The 16,074-nt window shown below is 52.1% G+C and carries 18 protein-coding genes; 11 read left to right on the top strand and 7 right to left on the bottom strand.

Features of this window, described 5'->3' with window-relative positions; translation table 11 throughout:
• Nucleotides 1-39 precede the first annotated feature (39 nt).
• From pstC to phoB, 5 genes are read left to right on the top strand one after another with little or no spacing between them, the layout of a single operon-like run.
• Nucleotides 40-1,521, top strand: coding sequence for a phosphate ABC transporter permease subunit PstC (gene pstC / locus J4E70_RS05175; protein WP_213888021.1), 1,482 nt, complete (start codon nt 40-42; stop codon nt 1,519-1,521).
• Nucleotides 1,518-2,855: a phosphate ABC transporter permease PstA gene (pstA, locus tag J4E70_RS05170; RefSeq protein WP_213888020.1), complete on the top strand. Its 1,338-nt coding sequence runs from the start codon at nt 1,518-1,520 to the stop codon at nt 2,853-2,855. Before pstC ends, pstA begins: the two co-directional genes overlap by 4 nt.
• Before the next feature lie 11 nt (nt 2,856-2,866).
• Nucleotides 2,867-3,664 (top strand): phosphate ABC transporter ATP-binding protein PstB, encoded by a 798-nt coding sequence (gene pstB, locus J4E70_RS05165; RefSeq protein ID WP_213888019.1) that lies wholly within the window; start codon nt 2,867-2,869, stop codon nt 3,662-3,664.
• A gap of 11 nt (nt 3,665-3,675) precedes the next feature.
• Nucleotides 3,676-4,395, top strand: coding sequence for a phosphate signaling complex protein PhoU (phoU, locus tag J4E70_RS05160; RefSeq protein WP_213888018.1), 720 nt, complete (start codon nt 3,676-3,678; stop codon nt 4,393-4,395).
• Entirely contained in the window at nt 4,395-5,084 is a 690-nt protein-coding gene (gene phoB / locus J4E70_RS05155; RefSeq protein ID WP_213888017.1) for a phosphate regulon transcriptional regulator PhoB, read from the top strand. The genes phoU and phoB overlap by 1 nt, the downstream gene beginning before the upstream one ends.
• Before the next feature lie 24 nt (nt 5,085-5,108).
• On the opposite strand, the gene J4E70_RS05150 is transcribed toward phoB, so the two are convergent.
• From J4E70_RS05150 to J4E70_RS05130, 5 genes are all read right to left on the bottom strand, one after another.
• Nucleotides 5,109-6,461 carry an MmgE/PrpD family protein gene (locus J4E70_RS05150; protein ID WP_213888016.1) on the bottom strand — a complete coding sequence of 451 codons (1,353 nt, stop codon included), beginning with the start codon at nt 6,459-6,461 and terminating at the stop codon, nt 5,109-5,111.
• Between the two features lie 117 nt (nt 6,462-6,578).
• A complete protein-coding gene (locus tag J4E70_RS05145) occupies nt 6,579-7,331 on the bottom strand; it encodes a CDP-alcohol phosphatidyltransferase family protein (RefSeq protein WP_213888015.1) in 753 nt (250 codons plus the stop codon).
• Nucleotides 7,328-8,020 carry a phosphatidylserine decarboxylase gene (locus tag J4E70_RS05140; protein WP_213888014.1) on the bottom strand — a complete coding sequence of 231 codons (693 nt, stop codon included), beginning with the start codon at nt 8,018-8,020 and terminating at the stop codon, nt 7,328-7,330. Before J4E70_RS05140 ends, J4E70_RS05145 begins: the two co-directional genes overlap by 4 nt.
• 22 nt (nt 8,021-8,042) lie before the next feature.
• The gene (locus tag J4E70_RS05135) at nt 8,043-8,447 is read right to left on the bottom strand and encodes a diacylglycerol kinase (protein WP_213888013.1); all 405 of its coding nucleotides are present in this window, start codon (nt 8,445-8,447) and stop codon (nt 8,043-8,045) included.
• Between the two features lie 204 nt (nt 8,448-8,651).
• Nucleotides 8,652-9,014, bottom strand: coding sequence for a coenzyme F420 hydrogenase/dehydrogenase beta subunit N-terminal domain-containing protein (locus J4E70_RS05130; RefSeq protein ID WP_213888012.1), 363 nt, complete (start codon nt 9,012-9,014; stop codon nt 8,652-8,654).
• 576 nt (nt 9,015-9,590) lie between these two features.
• On the opposite strand from J4E70_RS05130, the gene aroQ reads away from it, so the two are divergent.
• A complete protein-coding gene (gene aroQ / locus J4E70_RS05125; protein ID WP_213888011.1) occupies nt 9,591-10,034 on the top strand; it encodes a type II 3-dehydroquinate dehydratase in 444 nt (147 codons plus the stop codon).
• A complete protein-coding gene (locus J4E70_RS05120; protein WP_213888010.1) occupies nt 10,034-10,792 on the top strand; it encodes a LuxR family transcriptional regulator in 759 nt (252 codons plus the stop codon). The genes aroQ and J4E70_RS05120 overlap by 1 nt, the downstream gene beginning before the upstream one ends.
• 305 nt (nt 10,793-11,097) lie before the next feature.
• Here the strand turns inward: J4E70_RS05120 and tsf are convergent, their stop codons facing one another.
• Nucleotides 11,098-11,973 carry a translation elongation factor Ts gene (gene tsf, locus J4E70_RS05115; protein WP_213888009.1) on the bottom strand — a complete coding sequence of 292 codons (876 nt, stop codon included), beginning with the start codon at nt 11,971-11,973 and terminating at the stop codon, nt 11,098-11,100.
• Between the two features lie 76 nt (nt 11,974-12,049).
• A complete protein-coding gene (rpsB, locus tag J4E70_RS05110) occupies nt 12,050-12,892 on the bottom strand; it encodes a 30S ribosomal protein S2 (protein ID WP_213888008.1) in 843 nt (280 codons plus the stop codon).
• A gap of 224 nt (nt 12,893-13,116) precedes the next feature.
• Between rpsB and J4E70_RS05105 the strand changes: the two genes are divergently transcribed.
• The 4 genes from J4E70_RS05105 (at nt 13,117) to J4E70_RS05090 (ending at nt 16,056) form a co-directional block, all read left to right on the top strand.
• Nucleotides 13,117-13,452, top strand: a complete 336-nt coding sequence (locus J4E70_RS05105; RefSeq protein ID WP_213888007.1) for a cupin domain-containing protein — start codon at nt 13,117-13,119, stop codon at nt 13,450-13,452.
• Nucleotides 13,453-14,346: a PfkB family carbohydrate kinase gene (locus tag J4E70_RS05100; protein ID WP_213888006.1), complete on the top strand. Its 894-nt coding sequence runs from the start codon at nt 13,453-13,455 to the stop codon at nt 14,344-14,346.
• Nucleotides 14,343-15,257, top strand: coding sequence for a pseudouridine-5'-phosphate glycosidase (locus tag J4E70_RS05095; RefSeq protein ID WP_213888005.1), 915 nt, complete (start codon nt 14,343-14,345; stop codon nt 15,255-15,257). Before J4E70_RS05100 ends, J4E70_RS05095 begins: the two co-directional genes overlap by 4 nt.
• Nucleotides 15,258-15,339: 82 nt before the next feature.
• Nucleotides 15,340-16,056, top strand: coding sequence for a DUF502 domain-containing protein (locus tag J4E70_RS05090; RefSeq protein ID WP_213888004.1), 717 nt, complete (start codon nt 15,340-15,342; stop codon nt 16,054-16,056).
• Nucleotides 16,057-16,074: the final 18 nt, after the last annotated feature.

Below are 16,074 nucleotides of genomic sequence, written 5' to 3'. Positions count from 1 at the left end.
GGGCCGCCTTCACCCTTCTTGATAAGACTGGCTGACCTGATGTCCCTGATCTGGATTCTGACCCTCATACTCGCCTTCGCGGCGGTCGGTTACTTCGCTGGTAAGGCGCGTGCGCTTGCCTCAAGTGGTGGAAAGATACGTGATCTGCATTCGCTTCCGTCCTACTACGGAGCAAATGTTGCACTAAGTTCTCTTGTGCCATCACTTGCGGTATTGGCAGTTTGGCTGCTGGTTCAACCGATACTTCTTGAATCTCTGGTCGTTAAGCTCATACCGGATAACGCCATTGCTGAAGGCAGCACGCGCGATCTTGTGATGAGCGATGTGCACCGGGTTGCAGACGGACTTGATATGGCGGTGTCCAACGGTCTTCTGACGCTGGAAGAGTCTGAAGAAATGCGCGCAGAGTCTACAGATGTGCGCAAACAACTGGGCGATCTTGGTATTGCCCTTGGGGCCAAGGTTGGCCCCGAAGTTCTTGCTGCCGCGCAGGAATATCGCATCATGCGCAAAACTGGCTCACTCTGGATGATGATGATCGTTCTTGCCCTTGCGCTTGTTGGGGCTTTTTACAGCTACTCGCGAACCCACAAAGATTTTCGCGCGCGAAACGTGGTTGAGCGTGTGATTTTAGCCCTGCTTATCGGCGCTGCCTTAATCGCGATCCTGACAACACTGGGTATTGTTTTTTCAATGCTCTTTGAAACCCGCAGTTTCTTTAGCCAATTCCCTGCCGCCGACTTTTTCTTTGGTACGGTCTGGTCGCCTGACTTTCGCGGAGACTCTGAGCTGGGATTGTTACCTTTGTTATGGGGCACGCTTTTCATCAGCATGGTTGCTTTGCTGGTTGCCGTTCCAATCGGTCTGTTTGCGGCGATTTACTTATCAGAATACGCGGGGCCAAAAATGCGCGCCGTGGCGAAACTGATGATCGAAATTCTCGCGGGCATTCCGACCATCGTTTACGGTTTGTTTGCTCTCATAACCGTTGGGCCGATGCTGCGCGATCATTTTGCCCAGCCTTTGGGACTAGGTGAAAGCGGATCTTCCGTTATGACCGCTGGTTTGGTTATGGGGGTTATGTTGATCCCATTTGTGAGCTCATTGTCGGACGATATCATTAACGCAGTGCCACAGGCGATGCGCGATGGCTCTTTAGGTCTTGGTGCAACCCATTCTGAAACGATCCGCCAGGTTGTTGTTCCGGCGGCGCTTCCGGGGATTGTTGGCGCGATCCTGCTTGCGGCATCGCGGGCGATTGGCGAAACAATGATTGTGGTGCTTGGGGCAGGGGCCGCAGCGGCGCAAATGCATTCTGGCCTTGGTGCACTGGTTAATCCGTTTGAGGCGATGACGACCATCACCGTGAAAATTGTGAGTCAGCTTACGGGGGACACCGATTTCGCAGCACCTGAGACACTGGTTGCCTTTGCTTTGGGCCTGACACTGTTTTGTATCACACTGGGGCTGAACATCATCGCGCTTGTCATCGTGCGGAAATATCGGGAGCAATACGAATGAGCGATGCAACACGACACAGCGCTCCGCGAACCTCGCTTTATACCTTGAGCCCGCTTACGAAACGCAGGAACGCCACTGAAAAGCGGTTTAAGGTCTACGGATTGATTGCGATTTCAATCGGTATATTGGCTTTGTTGGTGCTGCTGACCTCGATCTTTAGCAATGGTCGCAGCGCGTTTATGCAGACTTACGTGACGCTTGATGTCCTGTTGCCTGCAGAAAAGCTCGACAAAAACGGAAATCGCGATATCGAAGAGATGAAAGCTGTTTCCACTTTCGGTTACGCGCCGCTGATCACGAATGCATTGATAAGCCGCCTTGATGAAATTGGTTTTGCGACGGACCTGAAGAAAAAAGAGATTGGTGCAATCGTTTCAAAGGAAGCCGCTGCCCAACTCAGAAATTTTGTTCTCGCGAACCCTGACTCACTGGATACCACAGTGACGTTCGAGTTTCTCGCAGGTGGGCGAATAGACGGGTACATGAAAGGGCGCGTAGATCATGAAAGTGCCGCGCTGGACAATAAGGTCAGTCCCGAACAGCTTGATATCGTTGATGCGCTTATCGAGACTGGTTCCTTGGAGAAACGTTTTAACTGGGCTTTTTTAACCGCACCCGATGCATCCGGACAGCGACCTGAAGCAGCAGGCCTTGGCGTCGCTTTCCTGGGGTCGCTTTACATGATGGTCGTTGTGTTGTTCCTTGCGCTTCCTGTCGGGGTAGCGGCGTCGATCTATCTGGAGGAGTTTTCCAAACAAAGCCGTCTGACAGACATTATCGAAGTCAATATCTCGAATCTGGCTGCGGTGCCGTCGATTGTGTATGGTATTCTTGGCCTTGCGATTTTCATCAACTTTGCCGGCCTGCCACAATCAGCGCCCATCGTTGGTGGCTTGGTTCTGACGCTTATGACACTGCCGACGATTATAATCTCGACCCGCGCGTCATTGAAATCCGTTCCACCCAGCATCCGAGATGCCGCACTTGGTGTTGGGGCGAGCAAGATGCAAACCGTGTTTCACCACGTTCTGCCGCTTGCCGCACCCGGTATTCTGACAGGTACGATTATCGGACTGGCGCAGGCGCTTGGCGAAACTGCACCACTTTTGCTGATCGGCATGGTGGCATTTGTGCGCGAGTATCCGGCGGGGCCGCCTGAGGGTTTTTTTGATCCGGCGTCGGCATTACCGGTGCAGGTCTATAACTGGACGCAACGCGCCGACCCAGCATTTGTTGAACGCGCCTCGGGTGCGATCATTGTGCTGCTGATTTTCCTGATACTGATGAATGCGGTTGCTGTTTTGCTGCGCCGTCGATTTGAACGCCGCTGGTAAGGGTACCTGCTATGAATGATATGCGATTTATGGAGAGAGCCGTGGACACCGATGAAATTAAATTTTCAGCCAGAGGAGTGCAGGTTTATTATGGCGACACCCATGCCATTAAGGACGTTGACGTTGATATCCAGTCAAAAACCGTGACGGCGTTTATCGGGCCATCGGGCTGCGGCAAGTCAACGTTTCTGCGGTGCCTGAACCGGATGAATGACACGATTGATATCTGTCGTGTTGAAGGTGATATTCGTCTTGATGGTGAAGATATTTACAATCAAAAAGTAGATCCGGTGCAGTTGCGTGCGAAAGTCGGCATGGTTTTTCAGAAACCAAACCCATTTCCGAAATCAATCTTTGATAACATTGCTTACGGCCCGCGCATTCATGGTTTGGCGGCATCAAAAGCCGAGCTTGATGACATTGTCGAGAAATCGCTGAGACGCGGTGCAATCTGGGATGAAGTCAAGGACCGGTTGCAAGCACCTGGTACAGGGCTTTCTGGTGGGCAACAGCAGCGGTTGTGTATCGCTCGTGCCATCGCAACAGAACCCGAGGTTTTGCTGATGGATGAGCCCTGTTCAGCGCTTGACCCGATTGCAACGGCGCAGGTTGAGGAATTGATTGATGAACTGCGCACGCAGTATTCTGTTGTGATCGTAACGCACTCCATGCAGCAAGCAGCGCGTGTTAGTCAGAAGACTGCATTTTTTCATCTCGGGAATCTCGTCGAGTTTGGTGAAACCGGACACATATTTACCAACCCCGTCGATCATCGTACGGAAAGCTATATTACGGGACGGATCGGCTGATGGAGCATATCATGCAAGACCAACACATAGCCTCAGCTTTTGATCGTGATCTGGAAGCTATTCAAGCCATGATCATGAAGATGGGCGGCCTGGTAGAAGTTGCGATTGTTGATAGTGCTAAGGCGCTTGCGACCCGGGACCTTGAGCTTGCGGAAGACGTGCGCGCGAAAGACAAACAAATCGACCTGCTTGAAGAAAAGGTAAACGAGGAAGCTGCGCGGCTGATTGCCCTGCGCTCCCCAATGGGGTCTGATTTGCGTACCGTGCTTTCAGTGATGAAAATCTCGGGCAATCTGGAGCGCGTTGGTGACTATGCGAAAAACCTCGCAAAACGGACGGAAGTCTTGGTTCGGATACCTGCCATCGAAGGCGCATCTGGTGCGATCAAGCGAATGGCGCGTGAGGTGGAACTGATGCTGAAGGATGCGCTCGACGCATATATTCAGCATGATGTTGATATGGCCCATGACGTGCGCGCGCGAGATCACGATGTAGACCAGATGTATAATGCACTGTTTCGCGAGTTCCTGACATTCATGATGGAAGACCCGCGCAATATTACCGCCTGTATGCATTTGCATTTCATCGCGAAAAATATCGAACGCATGGGCGATCATATTACGTCGGTTGCAGAACAGGTAATTTATCTGGTGACGGGTGAAATGGCAGAAGAGGCACGCAAAAAGGTGTCGAGCGTTTATATTGAACCACCGGTTCAAGGGAAAGAATGATGTCTGTCGATAAACCTCTTGTGATGGTAGTCGAAGATGAACCCGCTCAGCGCGAGGTGCTGGCCTATAATCTCGAGTCAGAAGGGTTTCGCGTAACAAAAGCCGAAAACGGGGAAGAGGCCCTGTTGTTGGTTGCGGAAGATACCCCGGATGTCATTTTGCTCGACTGGATGTTGCCGAATGTAAGCGGCATTGAAATTTGCCGGCGCCTCAAAACGCGCCCGGAAACCCGTGGTGTGCCGATCATTATGCTTTCTGCCCGTTCGGAAGAAGTGGACCGGGTGCGCGGGCTTGAAACTGGTGCCGACGACTATGTGATCAAGCCGTATTCGCTGGTGGAGCTTATGGCGCGTGTGCGTGGGCAGCTTCGTCGGACACGTGCGGCCGCAGTTGGCGAACGGATTGAATTTGATGACATCGTGCTGGACTCGGAAAGCCATAAGGTGTTTCGGGACGGGAAAGCGTTGAAACTGGGGCCGACAGAGTTTCGCCTGTTGGCCACATTCATGGAAAAGCCCGGGCGTGTCTGGTCACGCGAGCAGTTGTTAGACCGGGTCTGGGGACGCGATATCTATGTCGACACGCGCACAGTCGACGTTCATATCGGACGATTGCGCAAAGCCCTGTCAAAGCATGGTGGCACCGATCCGTTGCGAACCGTTCGCGGTGCGGGATACTCTTTAGGTTAAGTGCCGGCCTTTCGCTGAAGACGTTCAGGTGGACGCCGTGCAAAGAGAGATCAAGCGCGCGAATTCACTTGTGCCAAGCGTGTCAAACTTGGACGACAGGCTCTCGATCTCGAGTGCGCGATCCCGGCCAATAACCGGATCAGAAAGCATGTGAAACTTTTCCGAAATTTCTGCGTCTGTCAGTGGAGAATCCGGGTCCCCACGCGGTGACCGGGGCGGGGATCGAAACCGCCGACCATCCTTTAGAACCAGGGTCACATCCGCCCAGCGTTTGTCTGTGCTGATCTTTGTGTATTGATCATCTTCAATAAGTTGCGTTGCACGGCTAATTCGCAAAATATCCGGGTCGCGCAGCGATTGCTCGGTCAGTTCCTCTACGCCCACCTGACCGCGCACAATCATGGCGGCAACCGGGAAGGCGATTGCGTAGGAAAAATCGTCGAGCGTTTGTGGCGCATGACCTGCAAGGCGTGTTGCATAATGAAAGGTACGTATTTCGACGGCCTCGATCTCTGTGTGGTTCAGCGTATTTTCCGACATCAGATCAGCGACTGCATCCAGAGACGGATGCGCCCATCGGCAACAAGGGTACGCCTTGTAATGTGTATCTTCAACGGTGCGCCATGCATCCCCAAGATCGTGCCAGAATTCTTCTGCTTCGTTGCTTTCGCAGGTTAATGCCGGAGCACCGGTGAAACCTTCGCGTGCAAGATAGGCTGCCGTCACGCCAGAGGGCGCACCCCAGCCAACGCCGTCCCGAACATTCGTTGGGAAATCGATGCAGCGCATCATTTGGCTTCTTGGCCCGTGATATTCGCCAATTCCGGCGGCGTGTCGTATCTGTTCTGTCGTGCACCCCAGCATTCTGGCCCCTGCGGTGGCGACACCAACAGCGGTCCAGGCACCGGAGGTATGGTAGTCGGCGCAGGTCGCGTGCTGCGTGCGCCCCGCGCGGTAGCTGACTTCATAACCGACAGCCAGAATTTCAGCGAACCGACGGCCATCAAGTGCACGGCCCTGTGATGCCTCTGAATCCGCCATAGCGAGCAGGGCGGGGAACAAGGCGGAACCTGCATGGCCCTTGCAGGGGGTTACACCATCATGGGCGTCAATACTGTCGATTGTGAATGCGCCAGCCATGGCTGCACCAGCAGGGCTAACCCGTCGACCGTCCATCAACATCCCGGATGCACCCGCAGTTCCAACGCCGAACATCGCGAGCGCGCCCTTTCGCGATATCTTTGAAAGCTGAGTTGTGGACCCGACAGCGGCGACACCAATCGTGTCAGTGAAACTTCGCCGTAAGATATGAAGCAGTTCGTCAGGCAGGTCACTATATGAAAGCCCCGTTGCGAAGTCAGAAAAAGAAGTTACCATGCCTTGCCTCGCCAAATTTGGTCAGATCAATTTCCCTTAGTATCTGCAAAACGCAAACTCAGAAGAATGCCGTTTTGAGACGAAAATGTCGTGTTCGCGACCAAAGGCGAATTTTTGTCAACGTTTTGTGCTGTTTCTGTTCATCCAGAACGAAACCGGAAGCGAAAACAGATACAGCATGTTCGCAATCGCAAGCGTGCGCCATGGGTAGACTGTGAGGCTGACGATCAGGATGACAGCAAAGATCATCACCGGAACTTGCCAGTTTACATTGATCGCAAGATGTTTGAGCGAAAAGGTCGGCAATGTGCTGATTGCAAGGTAACCTGTGAAGATCGTGTATCCGACCAGCAGATAGGCGTGCTCTCCGATCGTCGACCAACCCTGGAACAAAAGAAACAAGGGCATCAGCGCAAGACAGGCAAGGGCAGGGGCGGGAACCCCGACGAAGTATTTGTCTTTTGCGACCGAAGCGGCGTTATCATCAAGTGCAACGTTAAAGCGTGCAAGGCGCAACGCGCAGCAAACACATAATAAGAGAACGGCGAGCCACCCGATACTGGCGTATTCGGTCCCTGCGAAAAATACGCGATAAAGCAGGATTGCTGGCACAACTCCAAAATTCAGAAAATCTGCGAGCGTATCAAGCTCCGCGCCAAACTGACTTTCGCTTTTCAGATAGCGAGCGATTTTTCCATCTGCAGCATCTAAAAACATCGCCAGAACAATAAGGTAAAGCGCAGTCTTATAATGCCCATCCAAACCAACCCGAATTGCAGTCAGGCCCGCACACATCGCAAAAATTGTCACCAGATTTGGGATGAACTTGCGAAATGGGGTGCGTTTGTTTTTGGGCCCTGAAGCGCTCATATCAGCCGCCCTGTCATAGCCGAACCGGTATGACCCAGATCAGCTAGTATCGTTTCACCGGCGACAGCAGTTTGGCCAACGCTGACCAAGGGCTGAATTTCTGGTGGCAAATACACATCGAGGCGGCTGCCAAACCGGATCAGGCCAAATCTTTCGCCAGCGCGCAGTTGTTCGCCTTCCTGAACAAAACAGACAATACGACGTGCCACCAACCCCGCGATCTGCACGACTCCGACGCTCGCACCATTTGTGGTTTCAAGGGCCAGACCGTTACGCTCATTATGCTCGCTTGCTTTGTCCAGCGACGCGTTCACGAACTTTCCCTTGTGATAGACAATCTTGGTCACCTTGCCGTCAAAAGGCGCGCGATTAACATGGCAATTGAACACATTCATGAAAACTGAAACGCGCACGCGTAGTTCATCTCCAAGGCCAAGCTCGGGCGGGGCGGGCAGGGTAGAGATCAGCGATACCACACCATCCGCAGGCGAGAGGATCAGTCCGTCTTGCTGCGGGACCGAACGCTCTGGATCACGGAAGAAATAATAGCACCATACGGTCAGACCGGCACCAATCCAGAAAAGTGGCTCCCAAATCAATGCAAGCAGCAGGGTGATAATTGCAAAGACTGCTACAAATTTGCGGCCTTCCTTGTGCATCGGGACGGCAACAATCTTTAACATGTTCATTCAGGCTTAACCCCTGTTAGTGTTAGTGAACGGCCAGAAGATAGGTGTACGCCACGCTGACCAGAAAAGCCCCGTAACACAGCATTATACACAACACGGCCAGCGACCCGAGGTCTTTTGCATCGCGGGCAAACTCTGCCCAGTCGGGCGAGATATGATCAACGATGCATTCTATGGCGGTGTTGAGTGCTTCTACCGCAACCAAGACCATAAAAAGAATGAAAGCGGTCACATAGTCACCCATCGACGCTTCCAAAAGCGTCAATACACCGATCACAGCACAGAATGCCAGCAATTGATGACGAAAAGCCGTTTCTGCCCAAAGCCGCCGAAGACCGGCTATCGAAAACCTTGCGGCTGCAAACAGATGCCGTGGACCGGTGATGCGTTCGGGGCGTGGGCGGCGAGAGGAGCTAGGTTCGTTCATGGCTGCATATTAGTGGGGATGCGCCGCAATGCAATTTACAGTTTCAAGTTTCAACTCCGTGGCTCTTTCTGCTTTCCGGTTAACGCGCGTTCAAATGTCCCTTGTCTTTATTCAGAATTTTTTCCGGGGCCATTTGCGTCGCTTAGTTCTTCAATGCGTAGATTGACGGTTTTTGGTGTCAGCACACCGGCATCCTGTAAGCCGTCATATCTGGCTTTGACAAATTGCTTTTTGGTGAGCGGCATCCAAAATCCCCATTCCTGTTAACGTTCGCACGATAAGCGAATTCGTTCCGGGGTCTGTCAGTGATGCTTCTCTGTCCGAACTCGCGTTGGGCCATCTGTCTGCGGCGGCAATGTCGGCGCCGTCACCAATACCACCCGGTTCAAAGGCTTTTACATGCAGGATGAATTTAACACGTTCAGAGCGGAGCAGGTATTGGCCAAGAGCGGTCAAAACGCCGCCTGTTGATTCCTCATGACGCACCCGAGGCTCTGCGGCCCAACTCAGTACCAAACGGTGGTGCGGCCCCCAGTGCGCTGCTTTGTTAATCTCGTCGACTGGCAAGACTTCTACACGTGTGCCGGGGCAGGTGGCATAAATGCGTTCGACACCATCAACGGTCTAAGAGGCAACAAAGCGGGGTCGCAATTCACCATTTTTTGGCTTTTGAAACGCGGGTTTTTCTGGCGATGCAACCGATTGGCAAAGGCCCCAACCAATACATAAACCGTTTTCGACGATCTGATGGAACTTTTCCTCTACCGTCACGTTTGTTTTGGAGAGCCGAGTGAAACAGCGAAGCGCTGCCTGAAGTTCCTTAAAAGTTTTGCGTGATCGAAATTTGATTTGGTTATCACGGAAACGTGAAAGAAATTAATTTCATATCCCATAGGCTAATGGGGAACCCCTAATGCGATAAACGTATAATAGGTATTATGTAATTAAGATGCTGCCTAAAGAGCTAGACATTAATTAAAGATGACAAGCCGCAGTAACTAAAAGGTAAATGTAAGAAAGTCAATATGTTCAGATGCGCCAGATTGTATCAAAATTACCGTTTGACCCACCTATCCTTGCGGCTGATCTCGACAGATCACAATTGGAATGGTTAGGAAGACCGTGAACAATAAGGATTAGCTGATGACATCTCTTCTTATATTAAATGGCCCTAACCTTAACTTGCTTGGTACGCGTCAGCCCGAGGTTTACGGTGCAACCACCTTGGCAGAGATTGAAATACAGTGTCAGGATAAAGCGAATGCGCTTGGTATTGATTTGCAGTTTGAGCAAAGCAATCATGAAGGCGTTCTTGTCGAGGCGATCCACGGCGCGCGCGGCAAGTTTGATGGTATAATTCTGAATGCAGGTGCTTACACACACACATCGGTTGCGCTGATGGATGCGATCTCGTCTGCGGATGTGCCCGTTCTGGAACTTCATCTTTCAAATATTCACGCACGGGAATCTTTCAGACACAAATCTTACATCGCTCCGGTTGCGATTGGCCAGATCTGCGGCCTGGGCCCCGCAGGATATTTGCTGGCGATTGAGGGCATGGTGACCTATCTGGGTGAAAAAGCATAATGACAGCTGTTGAGGAATACCTGGAAGAACTGACAGAATCGGATTCTGTTGAAGAGGTCTGGGGACTCCACACAAAAAAAATGGCTGAATACGGGTTTGACCGTTTGCTTTATGGGTTTACCCGCTATTGCACGTCCGAGTCCTTTGGCGACCCCAAGGATTTTCTAATTCTAACCAATCATAGCTCTGATTATATTGACCCTTTCCTTGGAGAGAATATGTACGCCTGCGCCCCAATGGTGCGTTGGTCGATCGAAAATGAAGGGGCGTGCAGCTGGAGCTGGATCGAGGAAAAACAAAAAAATGGAGAGCTGTCGCCAACAGAGTTGAAAGTTTGTGAATTCAACAGATCAATGGGCGTTGTCGCGGGCTACTCAATAAGCTTCAAGAGCGTTTCTCAGCGAACCAAGGGGGCTATCGCGTTGACCGCGCGGGCTGGCCTGTCTCAAATAGAAACTGATGAGATTTGGAAGCGGCACGGAAATGAAATAATTCTGATAAACAATGTTGCGCATCTTAAGATTATCACCTTTCCTTACTCCGGCCAGCGGCCCGACCTGACAAAGAGGCAGCGCCAAGTGCTTGAATGGGTTGGTGACGGGAAAACGACACAGGATATTGCCTGCATCCTGGAGCTGACGCCAGCAACGGTAGAAAAACATCTTCGGCTTGCGCGTTTGGCGCTTGATGTCGAAACAACCGCGCAAGCCGTTTTGAAAGCATCCTTTCAAAATCAGATTTTCAGGTTCGACGTTTAATTAACGTTGAGGTCAACCTAAGGGTATGGAATACCATACTTTCTTTACCTAACGTAAACCTGCAAAATGAGGTTTGTTCCGTGAGTGGTGGCAATTAGCCTGGGAACTTCGGTGAAGGCTGTTTTGAATATTGCAGATTGGCCTGATCTGACCGGGAAACCGGAACGTCGGCCAAGGTGGGCAATTTTAGTCAAACTTGGTCGGCAACTTTATGAGCAACCGCCGTTATCCCCAGTATTGGCGGAAAGTAAAAACGGTGCGGCCTGAAAAGACCGCACCGTTTGTTTTTCGTATTTAAAGATGTCTTAGCCTTGTACCGCTTTGGCAACTTCTGCAGCAAAGTCTTCTTCTTTTTTCTCGATGCCTTCACCCAGTTCCATGCGGACGAACGAGAGAATCTCAACACCAGCTTCTTTCGCGGCGTCGCCAACTGTCAGATCAGGGTTCACGACAAACGCCTGACCAAGAAGTGTCACTTCAGAGAAGAATTTCTTCATCCGGCCTACAATCATCTTTTCGATAACTGCATCGGGTTTGCCAGATTCACGTGCCTGCTCGGTCAAAACAGATTTCTCGCGCTCAACCAGTGCCGGGTCAATATCAGCCTCGGAAAGTGACGCCGGGTTTGCTGCGGCAACATGCATAGCAATCTGCCGGCCAATGCCATTGTCAACGCCCTTCAATGCAACCAGCACAGCAATTTTACCCATGCCATCGGCTGCCTGGTTGTGGATATAGGACACAACACTGTCACCTTCGATTGCAGACATGCGACGCAGCGACATGTTTTCGCCAATGGTTGCGATCTTGTCTGTGATCGTTGCTTCAACAGATTTTCCACCGAGGTCGGTTGTTCTAAGAGCATCTACATCGCTTGCGCCCAGAGCGGCCTGTGAAATGGATTTAACCATATCCTGAAATTCCGCATTTTTCGCAACGAAGTCGGTTTCAGAGTTTACTTCAACAGCGACACCCCTGCCCCCATTGACTGCGACAGCAACAAGACCCTCGGCAGCGATCCGCCCGGATTTTTTTGCGGCTTTCGCAAGGCCTTTGGTGCGCAGCCAGTCAACTGCGGCTTCCATATCGCCCTCTGTTTCGGTTAACGCTTTTTTAGCGTCCATCATGCCTGCGCCGGTCGAGTCGCGCAGTTCTTTCACCTGTGCTGCGGTGATTGCCATATCGGCTCTCCTAATTTTTGTAAGAAGCTGGTTGCGGGCCATTTATAGCCCGCAACCAAAATTAGTTCTTGTTTGATCAGCTTTCGACTGCGGCTTTTTCTGCTGGTGCTTCAGCCGGCGTCTCTTCTGCAGCTGCTTCAGCCGGTTTTTCTTCTGCTGGTGCTTCTTCGGCAACCACAGGTTCGTCAAGCGCAGCTTCCATTTCACCCAAATCAACGCCAGCGGCGCCAAGCTGAGCGCTCATTCCGTCAAGCGCTGCACGCGCGACCAGATCGCAGTAAAGCGAAATAGCGCGGGCAGCGTCGTCGTTGCCGGGAATGATGTAGTCAATCCCTGAAGGCGAGCAGTTGGAGTCGACAATAGCAACAACCGGGATACCCAGTTTATTGGCTTCGGCGATTGCCAGATCTTCTTTGTTAACGTCGATAACAAACAAAAGGTCAGGTACACCGCCCATTTCGCGGATACCGCCAAGTGACGCTTGCAGTTTTGTTTGCTCGCGCTCCATGCCAAGACGTTCTTTCTTGGTCATGCCTTCCGCACCGCTTTCCATTTTCTCGTCAATCGCTTTCAGGCGGCTGATAGAGTTGGAAACCGTTTTCCAGTTGGTGAGCGTACCACCCAGCCAGCGGTGGTTCATGTAGTATTGCGCGCATTTCTCTGCGGCTTCAGCGATAGGGTTCTGTGCCTGACGCTTGGTGCCTACAAAAAGAACACGGCCGCCTTTTGCGACAGTTTCGCGGACAGCATTCAGAGCAGCGTCCAGCATTGGAACAGTCTGTGTCAGATCGAGAATATGAATACCATTACGGGCACCATAGATGAATTCGCCCATACGAGGATTCCAGCGTTGTGTCTGGTGGCCAAAGTGTACGCCAGCTTCCAAAAGCTGACGCATCGTGAAATCGGGAAGCGCCATTCCATTTCCTTTTCCGGTTTGCGCCACGGTGGGGGTAAAAGGGCATTTGCCCAACCGGCGGACCTTTTGGGATTTCTCCCCATTAGGCCCAAACCCCACCTGCGGATTTAAGTAGCCGCGCTTTAAACCAAAGTTTCAGTGATTGCAAGGCTGAAAGGGTTAGAAAACAGATGCGCTCGCCAACCCATATGCTAGGCTCCGGCCAAAATTACGGAGGTCCCTAAATGCAACTACCTGAATTCATCCAGAAATTCCCGAGCCTGGAGATTCCCTTTCCGGAGGATATAGTCAGTACAAAAGCTATTCGCTCGGATGCGGGCCTCGTCGTTTTCTTCCGTTTTCACAAAGATTTTGTTCTTCCGCCGCATTCACATCTTGGGCAATGGGGAACTGTGATCGAAGGATCTGTAAAACTGACCATTGACGGTGAAGCCAAAACATATGCGCCGGGTGACAGTTACAATATCCCATCCGGTGCGGTGCACGGTGCCGAAATAAAGGCCGGAACGCTCGTTATGGATGCCTTTGAAGAGCCGGATCGCTACCCGTTGAAACCCTGAATGACAAAAATACCGGAAATCCTTTGTATCGGCTCCGTTCTTTGGGATGTGATTGGCCGCTCTGCAAGTCCGATGCGTCTTGGGTCGGACGTTCCGGGTCGTATCGCGCGGATTCCCGGTGGTGTTGCGATGAATATCGCAATGACGCTGACCCGATTCGATCTGGTGCCCGCATTGCTTACGGCAATCGGAAAAGACGAAGAAGGTCAGGAACTGCTGGCTACCGCAACACGAATCGGCATGATCACTGACCATATCTATCTTTCTGATGATTTGCCCACAGATATCTACATGGCGGTCGAAGGTGCGAATGGTCTGATCGCGGCGATCGCGGACGCTCATTCGCTGGAAGCTGCAGGCGACAAAATCCTGCGTCCACTCGCGGATGGAACACTCGGCAACGTTCAGGCCCCATATCCGGGGCTTGTCGCGCTTGATGGCAATCTGACCGAAACATTGCTTGAGGACATTTCCCAAAATCCGCTGTTTGCTGCTGCAGACCTGCGGGTCGCACCAGCGTCCCCCGGCAAGGCAGAGCGATTGAACCCGTTGCTGAAGCATCCTCGTGCAACATTTTACGTCAATCTTGAAGAAGCAGGATACCTGTGCCAGCGCGACTTTGGAAGTACAGCTGAGGCCGCATTGGCACTGGTGAAACGCGGCGCATTTCGCGCGATGGTGAGTGATGGTGGCAATATGGCTGCACTGGGAGACAAGGAAACACTTTTGACGGCACAGCCACCGGAAGTCATGGTCAGTCGTGTGACCGGCGCCGGAGACACCTTTATGGCAGCCCATATCGCGGCGGAGCACCGTGGTGAAACGGGCACGACAGCCCTTGAGAGCGCACTTACTGCTGCAGCTCACTATGTGTCCGGAGAAACACCCTTATGACGCTCCCCCTTGTCTATGCACCCGAAGTTAGTAAAGCACGCGTCAATGGTGACCCGATTGTCGCGCTCGAGAGTACGATTATTACGCATGGCATGCCTTACTCGCAAAATGTCGAAACCGCGCGAAAAGTTGAAGCCTGCGTTCGCGAGAATGGCGCGGCGCCAGCAACCATCGCTGTGATCAAAGGAAAGCTCCACATCGGGTTAAGCGACGCTGAACTGCAAGCCCTGGGTCAGGCGAGAGATGTCGCCAAACTGTCTCGTGCGGATATCGCAGCCTGCATTGCAACAGGTGGCACTGGGGCGACGACTGTTGCCGCAACGATGATCAGCGCGCATCTTGCTGGCATCCATGTTTTTGCAACTGGCGGGATCGGCGGAGTGCACAGGGGCGCAGAAGACAGTTTTGATATTTCGGCGGACCTGCGCGAACTTGCGGAAACTCCAGTCACTGTCGTGGCCGCAGGTGCGAAGGCCATCCTTGATTTACCAAAAACACTTGAAGTTCTGGAAACGCTTGGCGTGCCGGTGATCTGTGTCGGGCAAGAAGAATTTCCGGCCTTCTGGTCACGCAGTTCCGGGCTTCCGGCACCGCTACGGATGGACAGCCCTTCTGAGATTGCGGCAGCGCATAAAATGCGAAGAGCAATGGGCCTTCCCGGAGGGCAGTTGATTGCAAACCCGATCCCGCAAGCGGCCGAGATATCGAAGGACCTATTGGAACCACTCATCAATCAGGCATTGAAAGAGGCCGAGCAACAGGGTGTCACTGCGAAAGCTGTTACACCCTTCCTGCTCGACAGAATATTTGAGCTCACCAATGGTCAGTCGCTTAGCGCAAACATTGCACTGGTCTTGAACAATGCACGATTTGCGAGCAAAGTTGCCCGCGCTTTTGCTTTAAATGATTAAAAACGGCGTCGAAGGACTTGTGCTTATTGTACGAAAGCGCAGAAAGACCTAAATTCCCTGCGTTGATAACAGGACACTTTGAATGAACCAAGACGAGCCACATATCCCGGAACGCCGCCCTCGCCGTTTGTTGTCGGGTTTTCGGGCAAGCTTTCTGACGGGACTCGTTGTTATCGCGCCAATCGGTCTGACGATTTGGTTGATGTGGACTGTCACAGGCTGGATGGACAGTTGGGTGTTGCCGTTGGTGCCATCCGATCTTCGCCCCGAACAATATATTGGCATCAATCTGCGTGGCCTTGGGGTGATCATATTTTTGATCTTCACCGTGATTGTCGGTTGGATGGCCAAAGGCCTTATGGGACGTTCGTTGATCAACTGGGGTGAAAGCCTGGTTGACCGGATGCCGGTTGTCCGCTCTGTCTACAATGGTCTGAAACAGATCGCCGAAACGGTTTTTTCCCAGGCGGAATCAAGTTTCGAAAAAGCCTGTCTTGTTGAATATCCACGCAAGGGGATTTGGGCGATCGCATTTATTTCTACAGATGCAAAGGGCGAAGTAGATAAGAAGATTCCAGTTGATGATCATCTCAGCTCGGTCTTTCTACCAACGACCCCGAACCCGACATCAGGCTTTTTACTTTTCGTTCCCAAATCCGACATCATTGAACTGGATATGACCGTGGAGGATGCCGCAAAACTGGTGATCTCCGCTGGATTGGTCTACCCGAATGGAAAAGATCCAACCCGCCCAATGGCAACCAAGAAAGAAAAAACAGCTGCCACTGCAGAGTCGTAATACCAAAGGCGTTGGCGG

This window comes from Pseudohalocynthiibacter aestuariivivens (genome assembly GCF_018457175.1).
Lineage (GTDB): Bacteria > Pseudomonadota > Alphaproteobacteria > Rhodobacterales > Rhodobacteraceae > Pseudohalocynthiibacter > Pseudohalocynthiibacter aestuariivivens.
This window is presented reverse-complemented; position numbering and strand designations above follow the sequence as displayed.

What these genes read in the sequence shown, in the direction of transcription:
- phoU (WP_213888018.1), top strand. Translation starts at nt 3,676, where the DNA reads ATGCAAGACCAACACATAGCCTCAGCTTTTGATCGTGATCTGGAAGCT.
- J4E70_RS05095 (WP_213888005.1), top strand. Translation starts at nt 14,343, where the DNA reads ATGACGCTCCCCCTTGTCTATGCACCCGAAGTTAGTAAAGCACGCGTC.
- pstA (WP_213888020.1), top strand. Translation starts at nt 1,518, where the DNA reads ATGAGCGATGCAACACGACACAGCGCTCCGCGAACCTCGCTTTATACC.
- J4E70_RS05140 (WP_213888014.1), bottom strand. Translation starts at nt 8,020, where the DNA reads ATGAACATGTTAAAGATTGTTGCCGTCCCGATGCACAAGGAAGGCCGC.
- J4E70_RS05150 (WP_213888016.1), bottom strand. Translation starts at nt 6,461, where the DNA reads ATGGTAACTTCTTTTTCTGACTTCGCAACGGGGCTTTCATATAGTGAC.
- tsf (WP_213888009.1), bottom strand. Translation starts at nt 11,973, where the DNA reads ATGGCAATCACCGCAGCACAGGTGAAAGAACTGCGCGACTCGACCGGC.
- aroQ (WP_213888011.1), top strand. Translation starts at nt 9,591, where the DNA reads ATGACATCTCTTCTTATATTAAATGGCCCTAACCTTAACTTGCTTGGT.
- J4E70_RS05100 (WP_213888006.1), top strand. Translation starts at nt 13,453, where the DNA reads ATGACAAAAATACCGGAAATCCTTTGTATCGGCTCCGTTCTTTGGGAT.
- J4E70_RS05090 (WP_213888004.1), top strand. Translation starts at nt 15,340, where the DNA reads ATGAACCAAGACGAGCCACATATCCCGGAACGCCGCCCTCGCCGTTTG.
- pstC (WP_213888021.1), top strand. Translation starts at nt 40, where the DNA reads ATGTCCCTGATCTGGATTCTGACCCTCATACTCGCCTTCGCGGCGGTC.
- phoB (WP_213888017.1), top strand. Translation starts at nt 4,395, where the DNA reads ATGTCTGTCGATAAACCTCTTGTGATGGTAGTCGAAGATGAACCCGCT.
- rpsB (WP_213888008.1), bottom strand. Translation starts at nt 12,892, where the DNA reads ATGGCGCTTCCCGATTTCACGATGCGTCAGCTTTTGGAAGCTGGCGTA.
- J4E70_RS05120 (WP_213888010.1), top strand. Translation starts at nt 10,034, where the DNA reads ATGACAGCTGTTGAGGAATACCTGGAAGAACTGACAGAATCGGATTCT.
- J4E70_RS05135 (WP_213888013.1), bottom strand. Translation starts at nt 8,447, where the DNA reads ATGAACGAACCTAGCTCCTCTCGCCGCCCACGCCCCGAACGCATCACC.
- J4E70_RS05105 (WP_213888007.1), top strand. Translation starts at nt 13,117, where the DNA reads ATGCAACTACCTGAATTCATCCAGAAATTCCCGAGCCTGGAGATTCCC.
- J4E70_RS05145 (WP_213888015.1), bottom strand. Translation starts at nt 7,331, where the DNA reads ATGAGCGCTTCAGGGCCCAAAAACAAACGCACCCCATTTCGCAAGTTC.
- pstB (WP_213888019.1), top strand. Translation starts at nt 2,867, where the DNA reads ATGAATGATATGCGATTTATGGAGAGAGCCGTGGACACCGATGAAATT.